Here is a 19,575-nt window from a genome sequence, read left to right on the forward strand (position 1 = left end):
AACTTGCAGATATCCCGTGGGCAACGCACCCTACAGCCGGCGATCGCTTTTATTGTATGTACCACATATACATGGAATATGCTCTAATTCAAATTTAGAGGGTAAAATCTCAAAGGAAAGCCACTAGGTAATTTTTAACTGTTAACTTGCCTAGGCTGTCGCGCATTTCTCTGCTTGAGCTTTAACGGATCTGAAAAAAGCGTTAAATCTTCTCCCGCTTTCCCCTTCTCTCCCTCTCCTGTTCTGTCATCACAGTTAACTTATATGCGTAGCAATCTAGGCCAGAGTTTCCGGGCAATATCCCAGACCCTTGACAAATTGCTGGCGAAACGCTTCAATTTCTTTGCGGTCAGGGCTGCCGTGACAAACCACTGCCACCTGGTAGCGGCGCATCACGCTCAGTGGCGACTGTCCGGTTTCCAAACTCCAAAGCGCCATTTGCAAGCGAATTTCAGGATCGTAAGGAATCCCGAGTTCGTTCATAAAAGCCCGAAAATCCCCGTGCATTTCGGGAGTTAAATATTGGCTCATTTTCACCTTTACCACCCAGCCGTCAATTTGGTGAATAACAGTGATAAATTGCAAGGGAAGATGATGAGCCGTGCGTAGGTAATCCACGACTCTCAGAGTAAGGCTAGTATTGGCTATGTAGTAGAGGTATTCCATAACGATCCTTATGAGCAAAGCTGATGCTATACCTCTATCCTCGCGGGCTATACCCGCCACCACAAGGGGAAAAGCACCCGACTTTGGATGGGGGTTTTTACCCAATTTGTTACCCAGTTGACAGATCGATCGCACAGGAATTCACTTGATGACAGAGATGGACTGGTCTTTGGACGGCTACGACTACGAACTTCCGCCCTCGCGCATTGCCCAAAATCCCGTAGTGCCGAGGGACAGTTCTCGCTTGCTGGCTGTAGATTCTCCCAGCAGCCAGCAACACCGGATTTTCCGGGATTTGCCAGATTTGCTGCAACCGGGCGACTTGCTGGTACTCAACAACACCCGCGTGCTGCCAGCGAGGCTCTACGGGCACAAACCCAACGGCCCGGCTGTGGAGATATTGTTAATGGAAGAACGGCAGCACAACTGTTGGCTGGCTTTGGTTAAACCGGGGAAACGCTTGAAGTTGGGAGCAAAAATTGAGTTTGATCCCATCGCCCCTGCCGGTGAGAACTCGACCACAGCTCCTTGCTGTTGCCTTCCCGATGCCGCGATGCCCCATCGTCGTCGATTGACTGCGACAGTTATAGAGAGGGACGACGCCACAGGGGGACGGCTGTTGGAGTTTGACATCCCCACAAATGAGAATCTGGCGAAGTTTTTGGACGAATACGGCCACGTACCCCTGCCGCCTTACATCGAAAATTCCCAAGCTTCAGCGGAACAGTACCAGACTGTTTATGCCGAGAGGCTTGGGGCGGTGGCGGCCCCCACAGCAGGCCTGCACTTCACCGAAGAATTGTTCAGCCGCTTGGAACAGCGGGGAATCGAAAAAACTTTTGTCACCTTACACGTCGGAGTAGGGACGTTTCGCCCGGTGGAGGTGGCAGACGTGACGGCTCACAAAATGCACGGCGAATGGGTGGAAGTACCCCCCGCCACTGTAGAGAAAATCCGGGAAACTCAAGCCCGAGGCGGGCGGATCGTTGCTGTGGGTACAACAGCAGTGCGAGCTTTAGAGGGAGCCGCCGCCGCGAGTGGCGATTTTTCCTTGCAACCTTTTTGCGGCCCGACTAATTTGTTTATCTACCCGGGTTACAAGTGGCGGGTTGTAGAGGGGATGATTACCAATTTTCACTTGCCCCGCTCTACTTTGATGATGATGATAAGTGCGATGATTGGAAGGCCTCGGCTGTTGGATTTGTACCGAGAAGCGATCGAGCATCAGTACCGCTTTTATTCGTTTGGCGATGCCATGCTGATTTTACCAGCAGCAAAAAAGGATTGATCGATCGGGCATCGGGTTCGCCCTATGCCCGGTATGCCGTTTCTATTCTTCCTCCTCTTCTTCATTGCCGGGATACACGAAGCTGTTGGAACGCCCAGTCAGAACAGATTTGCCCAGAGACAAAGCTTTCTGAGCTGCCACTGCAGCTTTGCGCTTCCATGTGGCCTTACGCATATTCTTCTTGGATTTGGAGGTTTTCTTCTTAGGGACTGCCATGACGCTAAATACTTTCTGCTTGCTTATATAGACAAACAAACATTCTAGCCGATTTTGCCCAATGCTTACTCGAAAAACGGCAACAACTGCTCGGCCAGCAATGTCAAGTAGTAGGGTGCGTCAGCGATTAGCTTCTGGAAAAATAGACCAAATCCCATAGGTAACGCACCCGCAGCAGCTAAAGTTCGTGAAAGTGGTAGATTACGACGCCTGTTACCGCATCGTTCTCGATACTCACATAACCGGTTTTGAGCATTGCCGTGAAAGCCTCTTCCACTTCCGCAAAAGTAGCGCCGGTTGCCATCACCCCTTGGGTGACAGATAATCTTCCGTTCTTGGTATAAGCTGCCTTCAGGAGTTTAACCCCTAACTGGTCTGGAGTTGGCTTGGGGTATGTCGCGGCGATCGCCCCGCTGCTGGGATATAGCGGTATACCTTCAGGAGATACGCCGAGTTTGCCCCTGAGACTGGCATTGTGTTCGTCCACCATGTTCGGCAGCAGCAGCAAGTCAAACAATTGCCCGAACCCACACAAACCAAAGGTAAACAGCCACAGTAAACCAGTACCAATCTTGCCGTTGTAGAGGCGGTGGAGTCCGAATGGGCCGAAAAAACAAGCTGCCCATAAAAGGTAACTAACACCCAAATTGCTCATTTTCTGACCGTCCTGCTTGGTTATTCTAAGAATCGGAGTCCCTTTATCCATTTTGTACTTTCTATCTGGTGTTTGAACAGTTTGACACCTGCAGATATTTGTGCATAGTCCGAAGTTATTGGTTATTTACTACCAATTCCCCAATTCCCCATGCCCTAGACCCCATGTCCCATGCCCCATGCCCATGCCCATGAGTAATTTTGCGTAGCAATTCTTAACGCCAGCAACATATTTGCGCGGGCGAGAGCTTGGTAAACTGGAGGGCGTGGAAATTACAGCAGCTTAGACCGGGATTCCACACGGAGCGCCAAACCAAGCGCGCCGCCAGCGCTGGCCGGACATACACGAGCGCGATCGCCCGCAGTACCCGACAATGGAAACAAGCGAGTAGTTATAAGCAGAAATCCAATAAACATATGGTAGATTCCCTCAAAAAACCCACTTTTGAAGAACTGCGGCCGGGAGTGAAAGCCCCAGCCAAAGAAACTATTCTCACGCCGAGATTTTACACAACAGACTTTGACGAGATGGCCAAAATGGACATCTCGGTAAACGAAGCCGAACTAGAAGCAATTATCCAAGAGTTCCGCGTTGACTACAACAAAAACCACTTCGTGCGGGATGAGGAGTTCGCTCAATCTTGGGATCACATTGACGGCGAAAAACGCCAGTTGTTCATTGAGTTTCTAGAACGTTCCTGCACCGCTGAGTTTTCTGGATTCTTGCTTTACAAAGAATTGGGACGCAGGCTCAAAGACAAAAATCCAGTGCTCGCCGAGGGTTTCAACCTGATGTCCCGCGACGAAGCGCGGCACGCCGGATTCCTCAACAAAGCGCTGTCCGACTTTAATTTGTCCCTGGATTTGGGTTTCTTGACAAAGAGCCGCAGTTACACATTCTTTAAGCCGAAGTTTATTTTCTACGCCACTTATTTGTCTGAAAAGATTGGTTATTGGCGCTACATCACGATTTACCAGCACTTAAAAGCCCATCCTGAAGACCAGATTTATCCGATTTTCCGATTCTTTGAAAATTGGTGCCAGGATGAAAACCGCCACGGAGATTTCTTCGATGCGGTGATGAGAGCTCAGCCTCAGATGTTGAACGATTGGCGCGCTAAGCTGTGGTGCCGTTTCTTCTTGCTGTCGGTGTTCGCGACAATGTATCTCAATGATATCCAGCGTGCGGGTTTTTATCGATCGCTCGGTCTAGATGCTCGCGAATACGACATCGAAGTCATCAAAAAGACCAACGAAACAGCAGGCCGCGTATTCCCCGTCATGCTGGACGTGAACAATCCAGAATTTTATGAACGGCTGGATATTTGCCTCAAGAACAATCAGCAGTTGACAGCAATTGTTGCTTCTAATACTCCGAAATTCTTGCAATTCTTCCAAAAATTGCCTTTGTACTTGTCGAACGGCTGGCAGTTGTTGAAGCTGTACTTCATGAAAACAATTGAATCACCTTCAGTACAGGGCGCTGTGCGTTAAGTTTTGATTTTTCATCCTCTGTGACGGCGGTTCTGCGGCAAGCGGAGCCGCTTTTTTTAGGTATAATGTTAGATTAGTTTTGATGCTCGATCGTGCGATCGAGTTTCAAATTCAAGCGAAATTTATGAAGGAGTTAATTGTGAGATGAAGGGTGAGTAATATGATATCGGGAAGACGCAACTCTTTTGTAGACTACAAAGCAGATGGACACAACTGGATAACTTTGATGACAGGAGAATACTATCCAGATATCTTACAAGAGGCTTGCCAACTTTACGAACCAGTTTTAGTAATGTTTGGGCAATTACTCAGGACTTCTGAATCATCAGTGCGCCTATTTATACAGATTTCTGAGGTTCCTAGCACATGGATGCGAGTTCAACTTCTCAGGATGTTTCGCAAGTATGTTAGCCCTGAGATTCCAGTTGAAATGCTCAGAAGGAAAAAAAAGACAGCGGATATTTGCAATCAGTTTGGATCTCGTTTTAGGTCTGTTCAAGAAGTTCAAGCTGCATACATGACTCGTCCTATTCCTGACGAGGCAATGTCCGCTTTGTTGTGGGAATACAAAAGTCGCGGAAAAAAGGGATACGACCTAACTGAAAGATTTTTCTCCTTATTCCGCTTACACTTTCCACGACGAGGCAATCAGAGGGCCAGAGCGAGCTGGAAAAGATATCCTGATGGGAAATGTCTTAGCCAACTATCCCAACCCGAAACGTCCTGTTGATTTTGTGATTTACGATATTAATGAAAATGAATTGCTGGCAATAGGATTAGCACGATATGATTCAGATAGAGGTGGTGCACAAGAAGACGATCGAACAGGCGGTTATCGTAGCTGTGCTGATGAAATCCTCAGTTACGCACAAAATCACAATTTAAGAACTAAGGTAATTTTTTTGAATGATGGGCCTGGTCTTTTACTCGGTTCAATGTGGGATGACTACGCAGATATTGAAAATAGTTGGCCAGATCAGATTATGGTATTGACACTGCGTATGGTTCCAGACCGAATTACAGTGGAATGGCTGCGTTCTTAAAAATAGGAGTGAGAATGGCTACTGGTATTTCAAAAAAACAATCGAAAGATCAAGCTACATCCAATCTTAATGAAAGTAAATTAAACAATAGCTTGGATGCGTGTTTTTTATATCCGGGAAAACAGCCTGCTAGTGAAGTTTTAGGCACTAAGAAAGCTAAATGTGTAAAATTGTGGGCTAACAATGAACAGCTAAGTGGGCTGGATGAAAACCGTATATACTATGGTGATAACTTGCCCATTTTAGCAAATTTACTTCAAGATAACTCTGTTCAAGGTAAAGTAAAATTAATTTACATAGATCCGCCTTTTGCAACGAAAACTATATTTAAATCGCGATCTCAGACTGATGCTTATTCTGACTTATTAGCAGGTAACAGCTATATTGAATTTATTCGTCAGAGGTTGATACTATTGAGAGAGTTATTAGCTGATGACGGCTCAATATATGTCCATCTTGATGATAAAATGGCATTTTATATCAAGGTGATTATGGATGAAATTTTTGGTCAACGCAATTTTAGAAATTGGATTACTCGCAAAAAATGTAATCCAAAGAACTACACAAAAAAGACTTACGGCAATGTTTCAGATTTTATCCTGTTTTATAGTAAATCAGATACTTATGTCTGGAATCGTCCTGTTGAAGAATGGACAGATAAGCGCGCCAACAAAGAATATGAATACATTGAAAAGGAAACTGGACGGCGATATAAAAAGGTTCCGATTCATGCGCCTGGAGTGCGAAATGGCGAAACTGGAAAGTCTTGGCGAGGGATGAATCCGCCACCGGGAAAGCATTGGCAATTTCCACCTCAAACACTAGATGAAATGGATGCTAGAGGGGAAATATATTGGTCTGCAACAGGAAATCCCCGTCGCAAGATATATTTGGATAGCAGTAGCGGGATTCCCGTACAAGATATTTGGCTAGAGTTTCGCGATGCTCACAATCAGAATATTAAAATTACAGGTTATCCAACTGAGAAAAACCGCGATTTACTTAGTCGAATTATTCGAGCTTCATCAAATCCTGATGATTTAGTGCTCGATTGCTTTGCTGGTTCTGGTACGACTTTGAGTGTGGCTTCGGAGTTTGGGAGGAGATGGATAGGAATTGATAATAGTTCTGAGGCGATCGCAACTACTTTGCGCCGTTTTGCTAAGGGTTGCGAACGAATGGGCGATTTTGTCAGCCAGCAAACATCGCTACACCAGAATCCACCGGATGACGAGTCTCGCCAGTTATCGCTTTTTAACTTAGATGAATCTAGATTTCAAACTGAGTCTCCCCCAGACAAAAGTAAAATTATTAACAACTTTGCTCTTTATGCAACTGATTCGTTGCCTGGGGAACTAGAAGATATTGTCAGACAATGGATAGGATGGCAGTAGCAGCATACAATGGTTCGACTCAGGAATTTTAAATTAGCGATCGCCCTCAAATTTAGTATCTATTATTTGCTGTTGTTTTATGAAAACCAATAAAAAACAATTAAACCAATCGAACGTTATTTTATCCCTAGCAATGCTCGGTGTTTTCCTCTTTTCCTTAAGTCTACGCTTTTGGGAATTAGAGCGATTTAACACATTAGTATTTGACGAGGTTTATTACGCTAAATTTGCCAACAATTATCTCACAAAAACTCCTTTTTTCAACGCCCACCCGCCTCTGAGCCAGTACATAATTGCGATCGGCATTTGGATCGGAACTCACCTTCCCTTCGGAAAAACCGCCGTAAACAGTATGGCCGGTTCCCTGCTTTCCCCTTGGGATTACCGCTGGCTGAATGCTCTCACGGGTTCCTTTATTCCGCTAGTTGTGGGAGCCCTGGCTTATCAGCTAGTTCGGCGTCGCACCTTTGCTTTTATTGCTGCTTTATTTATCGCCTGCGACGGTCTGTTTTTAGTTGAGTCTCGCTACGCGCTGAACAACATTTATCTAGTTTTGTTTGGAATTTTAGGTCAGTTATTTATTTTAAAATCCGTAGAAGCAGAAGGTAAAAAGCGCTGGCTTTGGCTGGTACTCGCCGGTACTGGCTTCGGCGCATCTGCGGCTATCAAATGGAACGGATTGTGGTTTCTTTTCGGTACTTATCTAATTTTAATCTGTGCTTGGGCAGTCCGTTTTATCCAGGGTAACAGAGGAAATGAAGAACAAAGCCGCGAGGTAGATTCACCTCTAATTCCTACCGAAAGTCCCGTACAAAAACTGACAAAACTCAATTTTATAGAACTCTGCTTGAGTCTAGCTATTATTCCTATTGTAGTTTACAGCATCTCTTGGATTCCTCACCTGCACTTTAATCCAACTCCCAATTTCTGGCAGATGCAAACGGAAATTTTGACTTATCACCAGCGGATTAAAAGCGGCCCAGATGTACATCCTTACTGTTCCGCGTGGTACGGTTGGCCTTTGATGCTGCGCCCGATAGTTTACTTCTTCAAAAAAGCTAGCAGCAATGGACAAGCCGATCCGGTTTTGCCGCCTTTACCTGAAGGTGCAACTGAGGTAATTTTTGACGTTCACGCGATGGGAAATCCCTTGCTTTGGTGGCTGTCAACCTTAGCTGTACTGCTAGTAATAGGAGTTTTAGTTCACCGGATTTCCGTGTGGGTGAAAACGCGCAGCGAGTCTTCTGTTGAACTCATCGAACAGCAGCGGCCGATTTTGTTTCCGCCGACTGCCCAAATGTGGCTGGCGTTATATTTAATAGTTAATTGGGCCGCTAATTTGCTGCCTTGGGTGAAGGTGACTCGCTGCATATTTTTGTACCATTATATGGGCTGTTCTGTGTTTGCAGCTTTAGCACTTGCTTGGTGGGTTGACAGGTGGCTGCACAGCCCTAAAACTCGACTCCGAGGGATGGGGGTAACAATTATTTTTCTGGTTTTGGGTGCTTTTATTTTCTGGATGCCTATCTATTTGGGACTGCCTTTGTCGCAGTGGGAATGGCAAATGCGGATGTGGCTGCCGTCTTGGGTTTAAGTTAGAAATAATTCTTTTATTAACGGGCTCTCCTGCCCGTTCCACAAAAAAATTAAGTCTTGTGGAACAGGCATCTTGCCTGTTCCTAACGGGCTCTCCTGCCCGTTCCACAAAAAAATTAAGTCTTGTGGAACAGGCATCTTGCCTGTTCCTAACGGGCAAGATGTAAGTTATAACATTTATAACAAAGGTGAGTTTGCAAAAGCGATCGTTATTTTTGATACAGTGCTCGATAAACTGGTTCCCCGCGTTTGAGAGTAGCAATTTCTCTTTCAGTAGCCACAGGCAGGGGATTTTCTGCTAGCCAGTTGTTGCCGTTTTGACGTTTAAAACTGGGGTGAGATGAAAAGCGATCGCACATTTCCCTTTCTACTTCCTCAATATCTGATTGGATAAAAACTTCGCCGCCAATTGCGAGATAAGTTGCCAATTCGTTGACTAATTCCTGCTGCACCACGCGCCGTTTGTGGTGCTTTTTCTTGAACCAGGGATCGGGAAACTGAATGCTAACTCGCTGCAAAATACCTGCGGGTAAAGTTTCTAAAATTGGTTTAAGGGAACTATTAGCATTGCAAAACAAATAGTGCAAATTTGTCAAGCCTTTTTCGTCCCGCCACAGATTCGCCTCCTCTACCAGAGGTTCCCGAATTTCTAATCCGAGAAAGTTCCAGTCTGTTTGGATTTGCGCCATGTGCCACAAAAACCGTCCTCTGCCGCAGCCGATATCTAAATGCAGCGGTAAATTTAAGTCGGTATAGATTTTAGTCCAATCCGGAGGACTTGCAGATGCTTGATATCTAATTGATAGGGGATTGACGTGTTCCCGCACTCTTACTCTTGCCAATTTTGCTGTCTCCTGAATGTAATTTTTAACCGCTGATGAAGGCAGATGAACGTGGATTAACGCAGATAAATATTGATTTTTGTGATGTTGCTCAATACTTTTTAATTAATGAGCAATTAAAAATTGTCCCTCGGCTATTTTTAATTGCTCATTATTGCATTAGGCTTCTGGTTCAATGCCGGCTGCTCTTAATTGGGCAGCTAGTCGATCGACCCGCTGTTGAGCGAGCTCCCTTTGCTGCCGTTCCCTTTCTACCATTTCTGCTCCCCACAATAACATCTCGCCACTTTCATCCCACCACCGCAACCAATATCCGGTTCTTTCGGCTTTTGTGCCATACCAAACACCCAGAAATAACCCAACTCCTGAAATCCAATAACGGCCGAAAGCATCGGGCGGTTGTACTTCATACTTTCCTGATGAATCCAACTGGTAGACTTCTAACACTCCGGCGGCTGGTTCAAAAAGTGCATAGACTGGCACTCGCAATACTTGTTCGTAAAAAAACCATTTTCCAGGTGGATAAGTTTGTTTACTAGAATATTCATCGTTGGCAGTAGCTGATAAAAATTCCATGACGATCGCCGGAATTTCCCCTTCTAAGTTGGGAGTGTAACTGCGGCGAATTTCTTGACTAGAAAGCGGCTGTACGTTGCGGGCATAAAACCAATCTGGAGCTTTGATAACTAGCTTGCCGTTTAATGTAGCGCAAATTCCCATGTTTGGGGCAACTAATATTCCTGTTAAAATTAGCCCTGCGATTTCTAGGATTTCGCGCAAGGCGGCGGCTAGCAAGGGTTGGTCGATATTTTCCACAGGTTCCTCGTCTAAAATGAAGTCGTCTGGCAATTTTTCCCAGGTAATTTTTAAGTCTGCTGTAGGGGCTGTCACGGTATTTTACCTCTTACTAAGACTGCTGGAGTGCGGTTTGCAATACTTCGCGATGAAAGAGCGATCGCCCTACAATAAATTTTATCCTATCTGGCGATAAGGCGTCGCCGTTAGCATAGTGTTCGATCCAGGTTTTGCTGATTAAATAAGGATCTTCTGGCAATTCTGATAATAAGTATCCCGGCATTTCTAACTCGTCCATCAATTGACTGACTTTCGGATCGTAGCTGAGGGCAAAACACCGGCATTCTTCGGATGCGGCCATAATTAAACTGTGGTAGCGCATCCCGATCGCCATTTCGACTCCCCGGAACACTCCTTTCAATTTTCTCGGATCTTCTAAACTGAGGATGCGGCTCCTTTTCGGCAGGGACGAGTGCAAATGTTGGGCAATTTCTAAGTCGTGAGACGCTTGAAAAGGCAGCAGCAAAATTAAGGTGCGAGTTGCTTTTTGAAAGTCAACTAAAGCTTGAGTTAAGATTGACAAACGCGCGGGAGTTAGTGTAGAATGAGAACGCAAACAAACAGCCACTCTGGGCGCAGGTAAATCCCACAAACCGGACACGGGAGAATTCTCCAAAGCCCACACGGGATCGGGCGCTAAAGTGAAGGGAATTTTCCAATCTGCAAGTAAAGTAGCTGAACCTTTATCCCGCACGCTGACGGCGGTGCATCCGGCAAAACAGCGTTGAGATAACTTGCGAGTCATTTCGCGCTTCAAAGGGCCAATTCCCTGGGCCCAAGCAACAGTTTTTAAGCCCATCTGCTGCGCTAATCCCATCAAACCGCCATAATAGAAAGGGCTCGCAATGCTAGTAGCGTCTTGGATTAAACTGCCGCCGCCCCAGATTAGCGCGTCGGAGGTGCGGAGTGCTTCGAGAACTTGAAAGGCATTCATACGATCGCGCGCAGCTACCCCGTACCGCTGATTTGTCTCGACAGGATTGCCAGAAAGGACGATCGGCGTCACGCCATCTGGTAACATTTGCAGTAGCGATGCCAACAGCGCCTCGTCGCCGCCGTTGCCTTTACCGTAATAGCCGCACAAAATTGCTCGCATTTCTACTCTTTTATTTGTTTGTGATGGGGAATCTAACGATTTTAGATTTTAGATTTTAGATTTTAGATTTTTTTGATATTTGAGATTTGCTCCTACTACCAAAAAAATGCTACTGTCATCAAGCTTCAAAGCTTTACGTCATCATTCAGCTCAAATCGCAAATCTAATAAAATATCAACTCGCTAATCTAAAATTGTATGACCAGCCCAAAAACAGGTACAAGCCCCGACTTAAGTCGTGGATGCTCCTAAAATTTTAGACCAAAGCTCAAGCTCCAAGATTCATCTGTGGAGTCAATCTAAACTCTAAAATCTCAAATCTAAAATCGACAGACTCATCATACTTTATATGACAGTTGCGTAAGTCCCGATCGATAAATCTTTCATCTTCGTTCACAATACAAAAAATGCACGCTTTGTCAATTCCCACCTGGATTATTCACGTCTCTAGCGTCGTCGAGTGGATTGCCGCCATCTGGTTAATTTGGACTTACGGCGAAGTCACTCAAAATCGAGCTTGGTGGGCCCTTTCCGCCGGAATGCTGCCCGCTCTCGTCAGCGCTATGTGTGCCTGTACGTGGCACTATTTTGACAACTCCCCCGCCCTAGAATGGATTGTTACCCTGCAAGCGGCGATGACTCTCTTCGGCAATTTTACTTTGTGGGCGGCGGCTTGGTGGATTTGGCGATCGGCTCAGCCAGCAGAGAAAATTAAAGATTAAAAAAAGGGAGAAACTAAGTGAAAAATAGCACTATTTGGGTAAAATTTGTCGCAAGTTTGCTTTTGTTGACAGCCGGATTTTTGCTTCCCAGCAAAGCCAGCAACATTCCCGTACAAGTCGCCCAACAACCTAACTGCAAAAATCCTCAAACCACTCTAGACATGAATGTCTGTTCCAGTCAAGAGTTTCAGGCAGCAGACAGAAAGCTCAATCAACTATATCAGCAACTTCAGCCGAAACTCAACAGCAAACAAAAGCAAAGATTGATAGTAGCACAGCGTAGTTGGCTCAAGTTTAGAGATGAATCTTGCAATTATGAAATGGGGCAGTTTGAAGGTGGAACTTTGGCTGCTTCTACCTACGGTTATTGCAGAGCGAGGGTGACACAAGAACGGGTTAAAGACTTGGAGCGTTATTTGCAACAAGCAAATTTGTAAAAGTTCGATCGCTATTTAGTAATGCAATCGATACCCACCCTACGAGAGAACAACGATTGAGTCCCAATTTTTTTTATTTGATCTTTATCTATCCGGATGGTGTACAATCTAAAATCTAAAATCTAAAATCCAAAATCGCTATGTCCTTCGTTGGTTTGCACATTCACAGCGATTATAGCTTGCTAGATGGGGCTTCTCAGCTACAGCAGCTCGCAGAACGGGCGGTGGAATTGGGGATGCCCGCGATCGCCCTTACAGACCACGGGGTGATGTACGGGGCGATCGAGCTCATCAAAGTTTGCAGAAATAAAAATATCAAGCCGATTATTGGCAATGAAATGTATGTCGTAAACGGCGACATTGAAGTAAAAGTTCGAGGTAGAAGAAAATACCATCAAGTTGTTTTAGCTAAAAATACCCAAGGTTATAAAAACTTAGTAAAGCTCACCACAATTTCCCACTTAAAGGGAATGCCAGAAAGAGGTATTTTTGCCAGACCTTGCATCAACAAGGAACTGCTAAAACAATACTCCGAAGGTTTAATTGTTACCAGTGCTTGTTTGGGCGGCGAAGTTCCCCAAATGATTCTGCAAAACAAGCTAGATACTGCCCGTGAAGTAGCCACATGGTATAAAGAAGTATTTGGAGAAGATTACTATATAGAAATTCAAGACCACGGTTCCCCGGAAGACCGGATTGTTAATGTTGAAATCGTCAAAATTGCCCGCGAACTCAAAATTAAAATAATTGCCACCAATGATTCTCACTATATTTCCTGCAACGACGTAGAAGCACACGATGCTTTGCTGTGCATTAACACCAACAAACTGATTGAAGAAGACAAGCGGATGCGCTACAGCGGTACTGAATATCTTAAGTCCGCAGAGGAGATGGCGCAACTGTTTCGAGACCATTTGGATGATGAAACAATCAAAGAGGCGATCGCAAATACCTTAGAAGTCGCAAATAAAGTATCGAGATACGAGCTCACAGGAGAAGCTCGGATTCCCACAATTCCAATTCCCCCAGAACATACAGCCGATACTTATGTAGAAGAAATATCCTGGCTGGGACTGTTAGAACGCCTCAAAGCCCGCACTAGAAATGAAATCCCCCCAGTCTACAAACAAAGACTAGAATACGAACTGAAAATGCTTCAGCAGATGGGATTTTCGGAATACTTTTTAGTAGTTTGGGACTACATAAAATATGCTAGAGACAACGATATTCCAGTAGGGCCAGGACGGGGTTCGGCTGCAGGTTCTCTAGTTGCCTACGTCCTCAAAATCACCAATATAGACCCCGTACACCACGGACTGCTATTCGAGCGATTTCTCAATCCAGAACGGAAATCTATGCCAGATATTGATAGCGATTTCTGCATAGAAAGGCGGGACGACATGATTAAATACGTTACTGAAAAATATGGTAGCGAGCGCGTAGCGCAAATTATTACTTTCAACAGAATGACCTCAAAAGCTGTTTTGAAGGATGTTGCCAGAGTGTTAGGTATTCCCTACAAAAAAGCAGACGAAATGGCAAAATTAATTCCCGTGTCCCGGGGGAAACCGGAAAAACTTAAAGTGATGATTTCCGATGACACACCTGCACAGGAATTTAAAGACAACTACGAAAATACAATTTGCATAAATGCAGAAACTGGTACAGAAGTCCCCGTTCGTCAGTGGATTGACATGGCAATTCGCATTGAAGGAACCAACAAAACCTATGGCGTTCACGCAGCAGGTGTGGTAATTTCTTCAGAGCCGTTGGATGAACTTGTACCGCTACAGACGAATAATGATGGCGCTGTGATTACCCAATATTTCATGGAAGATTTGGAATTTTTGGGGTTGCTAAAAATGGACTTTTTGGGATTAAAAAATTTAACAACGCTTCAGAAAACTGTTGATTATATTAAGCAAACCCAAAATCTAATTGTCGAGCCAGAAATGCTACCTTCTGATATAGAGCGAAGAGCTCAAGAGACTTTTGGCCGAATCAAAAAGTTACCCGATGATGTAGATAAAACTTATAGACTTTTAGAAAGAGGAGATTTAGAAGGTATTTTTCAGTTAGAATCCTCTGGAATGCTGGATGTAGTGAAAAAACTCAAACCTTCCTGTCTGGATGATATTTCTTCTATTTTGGCACTTTACCGACCTGGGCCGCTGGATGCAGGTTTGATTCCTCAGTTTATTGACTGCAAGCACGGTAAAACCGTTGAGTACGATCATCCGCTATTAGAACCAATTTTAAAAGAGACTTACGGAACGCTTTGTTTTCAAGAGCAAATTATGCGGATGGCTCAAGATTTGGCGGGCTATTCTTTGGGGCAAGCTGACTTGCTGCGGCGCGCAATGGGCAAGAAGAAAGCTGATGAAATGCAGAAGCAAAAAGAAACGTTTATCGATGGGGCAACTAAGAATGGAGTCAGTCAAAGAATTGCTGAAAAGTTGTTCGCGCAGATGCTACAATTTGCAGAGTATTGCTTGAGCTATGACACGCAGATATTGACGGTAGAATATGGGCCGATGGCTATTGGCAAAATCGTTGAGGAAAAAATTGAATGTACTGTTTATAGTGTTGATAGCAACGGTTATATTTATACACAGTCAATTGCACAGTGGCATCGCCGGGGGCAGCAGGAGGTCTTTGAGTATTGCCTGGAAGATGGCTCGATAATTCGCGCCACAAAAGATCACAAGTTTATGACTGCTGGCGGTCAAATGCTGCCCATTGACGAAATCTTTGAACAAGGATTAGACTTAAAACAAATCAACTCTAGCTCAGATATATAAAATGTATCTCGACTACAGGCAGCTAAAATCGGAACACAAGGAACAAATCATTTATGCTTTTAATCAGGGCATGGAGTGTCGAGACATTCCTAACTACCTTGGTGTGAGCGAAAGAGCAGTTTCAAGGGTTTTAAAAGAAGCGGACATTAATACTAAGCGGCGAAACCGCTATACTTTAAATGAGAGCTATTTTGATGTAATTGACTCTCAAGCTGAAGCTTATTTATTAGGATTGATAGCTGCTGATGGCTGCGTTACTCAAACTAATTATGTAGCTTGTGAATCTATTGACAAAGAACTTACAGAAATGCTCAGCATAGAGCTACAATACTCTGGTGAAATTAGAGTTATTCAGCCTCAAAATTATGCTCCTCACTACCGAATAAATTTTTCTTCTGAAAAGCTGGCAAGCTCTTTACAGGGCTACGGCATCATAACAGGAAGAACTTTTTCGGAAGTTACCTATTTCCCTAACTTAAAATATTTAGGGTCTTATGTGTTAGGCTATTTTGACGGTGACGGTTGTGCTTATGCAAACAAAGGTAGAAGTGGCGGTTTAGTCTGCATTGTTGGTTCCTTTGAATTTGCCTGCGGACTAGCAAGGCACTTAGGTATGGGTTCTGTACAAGAGCATCAATTAAAAAAAGTTTATTATTGGAGAATCTTTACTCGAAAAAATATACAATTATTCTATGATTTTGTGTATCAGTATCTCCGATTGGGGTTGCAACGAAAAAAGAATAAGATTGAGGATATTCTCAGGAGTTACAAACATGGTTAAAATTATTAGTCGAAAATCACTAGGAACTCAAGAAGTCTATGACATAGGCGTTGAACGAGAACATAACTTTATCCTAGAAAATAGTTTGGTGGCATCTAACTGTTTTAATAAATCCCATTCAATGGCCTATGCCTATATCACTTATCAAACTGCCTATTTAAAGGCGAATTATCCTCTAGAATACATGGCTGCACTGCTGACTGCTAACAGGGGCGATCAGGATAAAGTACAGAAATATATTGCCAATTGTCTCAAGCTGGGTATTGAGGTTGAGCCGCCAGATGTTAATAGTTCTGAACTTACTTTTACACCGCTGCCGAAACAGATGACTGGCTCTGCAAAAGATAAAATTTTGTTTGGGATTTCTGCTGTCAAAAATGTGGGAGAAGCGGCAATTGAAAATATTTTGGCGGCGCGGCAAGAAGGGGGTAAGTTTAAATCGCTGGCTGATTTGTGCGATCGCGTAAATCTCCATTCTGTCAACCGCCGCGCTTTAGAAGCATTAATTCAATGCGGTGCTTTTGATAAAATTGAACACAACCGCAATCAATTAGTACACGACCTCGAAGGGGTAATTAAATGGGCGCAAGAGCGCAAAAGAGACCGAGAAAGCGGCCAAGGTAATCTTTTTGACTTGTTAGGTGGGAATAGCTTTGGCAAGTCAGTCAATACCTATGAGTCTGCGCCTAAATCTAAATTAATAAAAGATTATGAAAAACAGGAGAAATTGCGTTTAGAAAAAGAACTGCTTGGCTTTTATGTATCAGAACATCCCCTAAAGTTTCTCATGCAAGTAAACCCAGACCCCGATGTGGTGACTCTCGAAGAGTTAGCAGATAAAAAGGGGAAAGTATCTGTTATTGTCATGCTCAGCGCTATCAAAATGGTAGTGACAAAAAAAGGCGATGCGATGGCAATTTTGCAATTAGAAGATTTGACAGCTCAAATAAAAGCTGTGGTGTTCCCCAAGGCTTACGAACAAGTGAAACCTTACATGGTAGAGAATGCTATCTTACTGATTAGTGGAAAAATCGAGAAAGATGGGGAGGAAATTCAGATAATTGTAGACACTGCAAAACCGGTGGAAACAGTACAGGTTGAAGAGGAAATTGAGAAGGCCCAACCGGAAGTAAATAACCATTGGCCGGCGGAACCAGTCAACGTTGTACGATCGACAAAACCTGTGGAAGTTTTAGAAATGGTCATTGTCAAGCTGACACCGCAACAAGTACAAGACGGGAAAAAACTCAATTCCCTCAAAGCTATTTTGCAAGAACTTTCCAATCGGGGAGAAGGTGCTAGCGTGTCGGTGGGGGGAATTGTTGTCGGTGAATATTCCTGTCAACCCCTTCGCATTAACCCTCAATTGTGGGTGCAAGATGGCGAGGGAACTGTTAGCCGTCTCAAGTCTGCTGGATTTGATGCTTGGGTTTTTCCTCTACACAATCGCGGGGATGCTGCGGTATTTCGAGAAATGCGATCGCAACTTAATGTACATTCTTGGGCCAGTCGTTTACTTGACACTAGCACCGATCGCCTTCACCAGTACGTCAATTATCTCGCCCAACTAAGGAATGAGAATTAAATAACTTCCACTCTTGAAAGTGGGATGGGCCTGAAAGCCCGTCCACTCATGACGGGCTTTCAGGCCCATCCCACAATAACAATTAAAATTGTAAGTTATTTAATTCGCCCAACTAAACAGACGCTAGTCAAATAAAAGTTTCGGATTAATCCCGACTACCCTCTCAAGTTTATTCTTGTGAGGATGCTTTGGCTTTAATCACCGCTTCTCTAAAGCCTAAAACTAATAAAATATTGGCAAGTGTCAAGAATAGTTCCGCAGAACCGTGCAGCCAATCGACATTTGCTAGTGACTCGTTGTAGGCAACTTTTGCGTAAATTGCGGCGGGAATCGTCACTGCTACAAAAACGAGAGTGCCGTAAAATCCCATCAAAGCTAAACGAGGTGTTTTTCCCGATCGAGTCAAAAACCAGAGAAATCCCAAGTAGGGAAATAGAGACAGAACAAATAAAGTTTCTTTGGAAATCATTAGTAATTGGTGAGCAACCCGATACTATGATACAGCAATTCTCAATCATTTGTGTAATTTTTGTAGGGGCAACACCCACGCCCGGTTGCCCCCATGAGGCAGAGATAGGCAAAGAAAGGCACTACCCCTACATCTTTGTACAACTCCTGCAATGATTGCCATAAATTAAAAGCTCAAAAATTAGTGTGAATAATTTTTAACTTTTGATGTTGAATGTTTAATATTTAATTCGACAGATGCACCCGTTTCTATCGAACCGCTATAGAATCACCCAATACCATAGCTCTTAACTCAAGCCGCAGCAAGTCGGCAGTATTCAAAACCCGTCACCCACGCGGAGACAAAACCCGTAAATTTTCCCCTAACACCGTTTTTAGCCTACTAACACATTTTTTACCGTGCCAGTCTGTTAATTGTCCATCACCCCAAAGCTACCCAGCAATTAGAAATAGAGACGGTTCCAAACTTTTCTGTCTGCTAGGCATCAAGCAAGCATCGTTCAAAACCTCTAAGTCCAAGCCGCCTTTTCTATCTGCTGCCAGAATTTCCTTGAGCTTAGCATCAAAATCAAAACACGGGCCGCAATCCCAAACTTTGAGTTCCCACCGTCCATTAAACACCGTAATTTCGAGTTGCACAGGAGTTTCTACTGGCAGATTTTTGTGAGCGTGGCGAACTGCATTAGTGAAACCTTCAGCCAACCCCAACTGAATCTTCCACCAAACTTCATTGGGCAGCGATATATCTTTCAACTGTTCAAACCACAACAAAACTTGAGTTAAAGCATTGACATCTGTGTTGACTTGCAGGCTAATATGTTGAATAAAATTTTCATGCAGCTCTGCTTCCTGCCCTGTTCCAGTCTGCCAATCCCAGGTGTTTAATAAATTCATTAACCTATCTAAAACGCTAGCTTTTTTTATATTTTGGGAGCGATTGCAACCTTCTACTTCGTAACTTTTGCTCAGCCGCAAACAGTTTCGATTGTCGAGAGTCCGGGTGTAACTGATCTCGTCTGCAATCTGCCACATGAGTTTGAGCCCCCTGCCACCTTCTGCAAGTTGATCTATGCTGTTGGACATCTATTTTCCTCGTCTGAAAGTATTAGCTGTACCCTATCTTCCCACCCGCCGAGACATTTGGTATATTTTTTTATACTTGCTTGCTCGGTATTATTTCGGGGATAATACAAAAATGCTATCTTTTTTAGAGAAGGCAGCGCATCAGCAATATGTCTTAAGAGTCTAAGCCAATTGGCTTATTTACCGATCGCCCTCGGCAGCAAAATCCCACTGCATTCATTACCAATACTTATCCGTTGTCGGAGTCGGTCATTTGCCTCCGCCGTCGCCAGCTCCAGAATCCCTGGCATTTAGCGCCTCCGGCCTCGCCGTTCGCTGCAAGGGAGCCTTGATGTGCGGGCTTTCATCCCAAAGGCGTAAGTAATATCCGTGAGCGCGATGGCTACGCCCCGGCTTACGCCTACGAACCTTACACCGTCGAGCCGCGTCCATCCACTAGACTAGGACTTACGCAAACAACTCTGTTTCTGCTTAGGAGCGGGAATTAAATAACTTACAATTTTAATTGTTATTGTGGGATGGGCGTCCCGCCCGTCCTTAAAAGACGGGCGGGAC

General features: G+C 44.3%; 20 protein-coding genes. 11 read left to right on the forward strand and 9 right to left on the reverse strand.

Annotation, left to right across the window (positions count from 1 at the left end; translation table 11 throughout):
- Positions 1 to 276 precede the first annotated feature (276 nt).
- On the reverse strand, positions 277 to 666 hold the full coding sequence (locus QUA50_RS14780) for a hypothetical protein (protein ID WP_006632408.1): 390 nt from the start codon (positions 664 to 666) through the stop codon (positions 277 to 279).
- Positions 667 to 814: 148 nt separating this feature from the next.
- Between QUA50_RS14780 and queA the strand changes: the two genes are divergently transcribed.
- Positions 815 to 1,954 carry a tRNA preQ1(34) S-adenosylmethionine ribosyltransferase-isomerase QueA gene (queA, locus tag QUA50_RS14785; protein WP_333264800.1) on the forward strand — a complete coding sequence of 380 codons (1,140 nt, stop codon included), beginning with the start codon at positions 815 to 817 and terminating at the stop codon, positions 1,952 to 1,954.
- Positions 1,955 to 1,996: 42 nt separating this feature from the next.
- Here the strand turns inward: queA and rpmF are convergent, their stop codons facing one another.
- Positions 1,997 to 2,170, reverse strand: coding sequence for a 50S ribosomal protein L32 (gene rpmF, locus QUA50_RS14790; protein WP_015176601.1), 174 nt, complete (start codon positions 2,168 to 2,170; stop codon positions 1,997 to 1,999).
- Between the two features lie 178 nt (positions 2,171 to 2,348).
- Complete coding sequence (locus QUA50_RS14795) at positions 2,349 to 2,825, reverse strand: TM2 domain-containing protein (RefSeq protein ID WP_333264840.1); 477 nt, start codon at positions 2,823 to 2,825, stop codon at positions 2,349 to 2,351.
- A 416-nt stretch (positions 2,826 to 3,241) separates the two neighbouring features.
- On the opposite strand from QUA50_RS14795, the gene acsF reads away from it, so the two are divergent.
- From acsF to QUA50_RS14820, 5 genes are all read left to right on the forward strand, one after another.
- On the forward strand, positions 3,242 to 4,318 hold the full coding sequence (gene acsF / locus QUA50_RS14800) for a magnesium-protoporphyrin IX monomethyl ester (oxidative) cyclase (protein WP_333057206.1): 1,077 nt from the start codon (positions 3,242 to 3,244) through the stop codon (positions 4,316 to 4,318).
- A gap of 151 nt (positions 4,319 to 4,469) precedes the next feature.
- On the forward strand, positions 4,470 to 5,048 hold the full coding sequence (locus QUA50_RS14805) for a hypothetical protein (protein ID WP_333298740.1): 579 nt from the start codon (positions 4,470 to 4,472) through the stop codon (positions 5,046 to 5,048).
- Positions 5,002 to 5,361, forward strand: coding sequence for a hypothetical protein (locus QUA50_RS14810; protein WP_333264799.1), 360 nt, complete (start codon positions 5,002 to 5,004; stop codon positions 5,359 to 5,361). The genes QUA50_RS14805 and QUA50_RS14810 overlap by 47 nt, the downstream gene beginning before the upstream one ends.
- A 14-nt stretch (positions 5,362 to 5,375) precedes the next feature.
- The gene (locus QUA50_RS14815; protein WP_333298739.1) at positions 5,376 to 6,755 is read left to right on the forward strand and encodes a site-specific DNA-methyltransferase; all 1,380 of its coding nucleotides are present in this window, start codon (positions 5,376 to 5,378) and stop codon (positions 6,753 to 6,755) included.
- Between the two features lie 79 nt (positions 6,756 to 6,834).
- The gene (locus tag QUA50_RS14820) at positions 6,835 to 8,349 is read left to right on the forward strand and encodes a phospholipid carrier-dependent glycosyltransferase (RefSeq protein ID WP_333264797.1); all 1,515 of its coding nucleotides are present in this window, start codon (positions 6,835 to 6,837) and stop codon (positions 8,347 to 8,349) included.
- Here QUA50_RS14820 and QUA50_RS14825 read toward each other — a convergent pair.
- The 4 genes from QUA50_RS14825 to csaB form a co-directional block, all read right to left on the reverse strand.
- Positions 8,346 to 8,489, reverse strand: coding sequence for a hypothetical protein (locus QUA50_RS14825; protein WP_333298738.1), 144 nt, complete (start codon positions 8,487 to 8,489; stop codon positions 8,346 to 8,348). The genes QUA50_RS14820 and QUA50_RS14825 overlap by 4 nt on opposite strands.
- Before the next feature lie 71 nt (positions 8,490 to 8,560).
- Positions 8,561 to 9,193 carry a tRNA (guanosine(46)-N7)-methyltransferase TrmB gene (trmB, locus tag QUA50_RS14830; RefSeq protein ID WP_333264796.1) on the reverse strand — a complete coding sequence of 211 codons (633 nt, stop codon included), beginning with the start codon at positions 9,191 to 9,193 and terminating at the stop codon, positions 8,561 to 8,563.
- A gap of 159 nt (positions 9,194 to 9,352) precedes the next feature.
- Positions 9,353 to 10,084, reverse strand: coding sequence for a Uma2 family endonuclease (locus QUA50_RS14835; protein ID WP_333264795.1), 732 nt, complete (start codon positions 10,082 to 10,084; stop codon positions 9,353 to 9,355).
- Between the two features lie 16 nt (positions 10,085 to 10,100).
- A complete protein-coding gene (csaB, locus tag QUA50_RS14840) occupies positions 10,101 to 11,144 on the reverse strand; it encodes a polysaccharide pyruvyl transferase CsaB (protein ID WP_333264794.1) in 1,044 nt (347 codons plus the stop codon).
- Positions 11,145 to 11,550: 406 nt separating this feature from the next.
- Here csaB and QUA50_RS14845 point away from each other — a divergent pair, with 406 nt between their 5' ends.
- The 5 genes from QUA50_RS14845 to QUA50_RS14865 all read left to right on the forward strand — a co-directional run bounded on the left by QUA50_RS14845 (position 11,551) and on the right by QUA50_RS14865 (position 17,469).
- On the forward strand, positions 11,551 to 11,865 hold the full coding sequence (locus QUA50_RS14845) for a DUF2499 domain-containing protein (RefSeq protein ID WP_242715849.1): 315 nt from the start codon (positions 11,551 to 11,553) through the stop codon (positions 11,863 to 11,865).
- A 17-nt stretch (positions 11,866 to 11,882) separates the two neighbouring features.
- On the forward strand, positions 11,883 to 12,302 hold the full coding sequence (locus tag QUA50_RS14850) for a lysozyme inhibitor LprI family protein (RefSeq protein WP_333264793.1): 420 nt from the start codon (positions 11,883 to 11,885) through the stop codon (positions 12,300 to 12,302).
- Positions 12,303 to 12,442: 140 nt separating this feature from the next.
- The gene (locus QUA50_RS14855; protein ID WP_333264792.1) at positions 12,443 to 15,103 is read left to right on the forward strand and encodes a DNA polymerase III subunit alpha; all 2,661 of its coding nucleotides are present in this window, start codon (positions 12,443 to 12,445) and stop codon (positions 15,101 to 15,103) included.
- Between the two features lies 1 nt (position 15,104).
- Positions 15,105 to 15,884 carry an endonuclease gene (locus QUA50_RS14860; protein ID WP_333264791.1) on the forward strand — a complete coding sequence of 260 codons (780 nt, stop codon included), beginning with the start codon at positions 15,105 to 15,107 and terminating at the stop codon, positions 15,882 to 15,884.
- Positions 15,877 to 17,469: a helix-hairpin-helix domain-containing protein gene (locus tag QUA50_RS14865; protein WP_333264790.1), complete on the forward strand. Its 1,593-nt coding sequence runs from the start codon at positions 15,877 to 15,879 to the stop codon at positions 17,467 to 17,469. The genes QUA50_RS14860 and QUA50_RS14865 overlap by 8 nt, the downstream gene beginning before the upstream one ends.
- A 169-nt stretch (positions 17,470 to 17,638) precedes the next feature.
- On the opposite strand, the gene QUA50_RS14870 is transcribed toward QUA50_RS14865, so the two are convergent.
- The gene (locus QUA50_RS14870) at positions 17,639 to 17,938 is read right to left on the reverse strand and encodes a DUF3593 domain-containing protein (protein WP_333057168.1); all 300 of its coding nucleotides are present in this window, start codon (positions 17,936 to 17,938) and stop codon (positions 17,639 to 17,641) included.
- Between the two features lie 431 nt (positions 17,939 to 18,369).
- Positions 18,370 to 19,020, reverse strand: a complete 651-nt coding sequence (locus tag QUA50_RS14875) for an ATP-binding protein (RefSeq protein WP_333264789.1) — start codon at positions 19,018 to 19,020, stop codon at positions 18,370 to 18,372.
- Positions 19,021 to 19,575 lie beyond the last annotated feature (555 nt).

The organism is Microcoleus sp. M2_D5 (assembly GCF_036701935.1).
Classification (GTDB): domain Bacteria; phylum Cyanobacteriota; class Cyanobacteriia; order Cyanobacteriales; family Microcoleaceae; genus Microcoleus.

What these genes read in the sequence shown, in the direction of transcription:
- QUA50_RS14780 (WP_006632408.1), bottom strand. Translation starts at nt 666, where the DNA reads ATGGAATACCTCTACTACATAGCCAATACTAGCCTTACTCTGAGAGTC.
- queA (WP_333264800.1), top strand. Translation starts at nt 815, where the DNA reads ATGACAGAGATGGACTGGTCTTTGGACGGCTACGACTACGAACTTCCG.
- rpmF (WP_015176601.1), bottom strand. Translation starts at nt 2,170, where the DNA reads ATGGCAGTCCCTAAGAAGAAAACCTCCAAATCCAAGAAGAATATGCGT.
- QUA50_RS14795 (WP_333264840.1), bottom strand. Translation starts at nt 2,825, where the DNA reads ATGAGCAATTTGGGTGTTAGTTACCTTTTATGGGCAGCTTGTTTTTTC.
- acsF (WP_333057206.1), top strand. Translation starts at nt 3,242, where the DNA reads ATGGTAGATTCCCTCAAAAAACCCACTTTTGAAGAACTGCGGCCGGGA.
- QUA50_RS14810 (WP_333264799.1), top strand. Translation starts at nt 5,002, where the DNA reads ATGGGAAATGTCTTAGCCAACTATCCCAACCCGAAACGTCCTGTTGAT.
- QUA50_RS14815 (WP_333298739.1), top strand. Translation starts at nt 5,376, where the DNA reads ATGGCTACTGGTATTTCAAAAAAACAATCGAAAGATCAAGCTACATCC.
- QUA50_RS14820 (WP_333264797.1), top strand. Translation starts at nt 6,835, where the DNA reads ATGAAAACCAATAAAAAACAATTAAACCAATCGAACGTTATTTTATCC.
- QUA50_RS14825 (WP_333298738.1), bottom strand. Translation starts at nt 8,489, where the DNA reads ATGCCTGTTCCACAAGACTTAATTTTTTTGTGGAACGGGCAGGAGAGC.
- csaB (WP_333264794.1), bottom strand. Translation starts at nt 11,144, where the DNA reads ATGCGAGCAATTTTGTGCGGCTATTACGGTAAAGGCAACGGCGGCGAC.
- QUA50_RS14845 (WP_242715849.1), top strand. Translation starts at nt 11,551, where the DNA reads ATGCACGCTTTGTCAATTCCCACCTGGATTATTCACGTCTCTAGCGTC.
- QUA50_RS14855 (WP_333264792.1), top strand. Translation starts at nt 12,443, where the DNA reads ATGTCCTTCGTTGGTTTGCACATTCACAGCGATTATAGCTTGCTAGAT.
- QUA50_RS14860 (WP_333264791.1), top strand. Translation starts at nt 15,105, where the DNA reads ATGTATCTCGACTACAGGCAGCTAAAATCGGAACACAAGGAACAAATC.
- QUA50_RS14865 (WP_333264790.1), top strand. Translation starts at nt 15,877, where the DNA reads ATGGTTAAAATTATTAGTCGAAAATCACTAGGAACTCAAGAAGTCTAT.
- QUA50_RS14870 (WP_333057168.1), bottom strand. Translation starts at nt 17,938, where the DNA reads ATGATTTCCAAAGAAACTTTATTTGTTCTGTCTCTATTTCCCTACTTG.
- QUA50_RS14875 (WP_333264789.1), bottom strand. Translation starts at nt 19,020, where the DNA reads ATGTCCAACAGCATAGATCAACTTGCAGAAGGTGGCAGGGGGCTCAAA.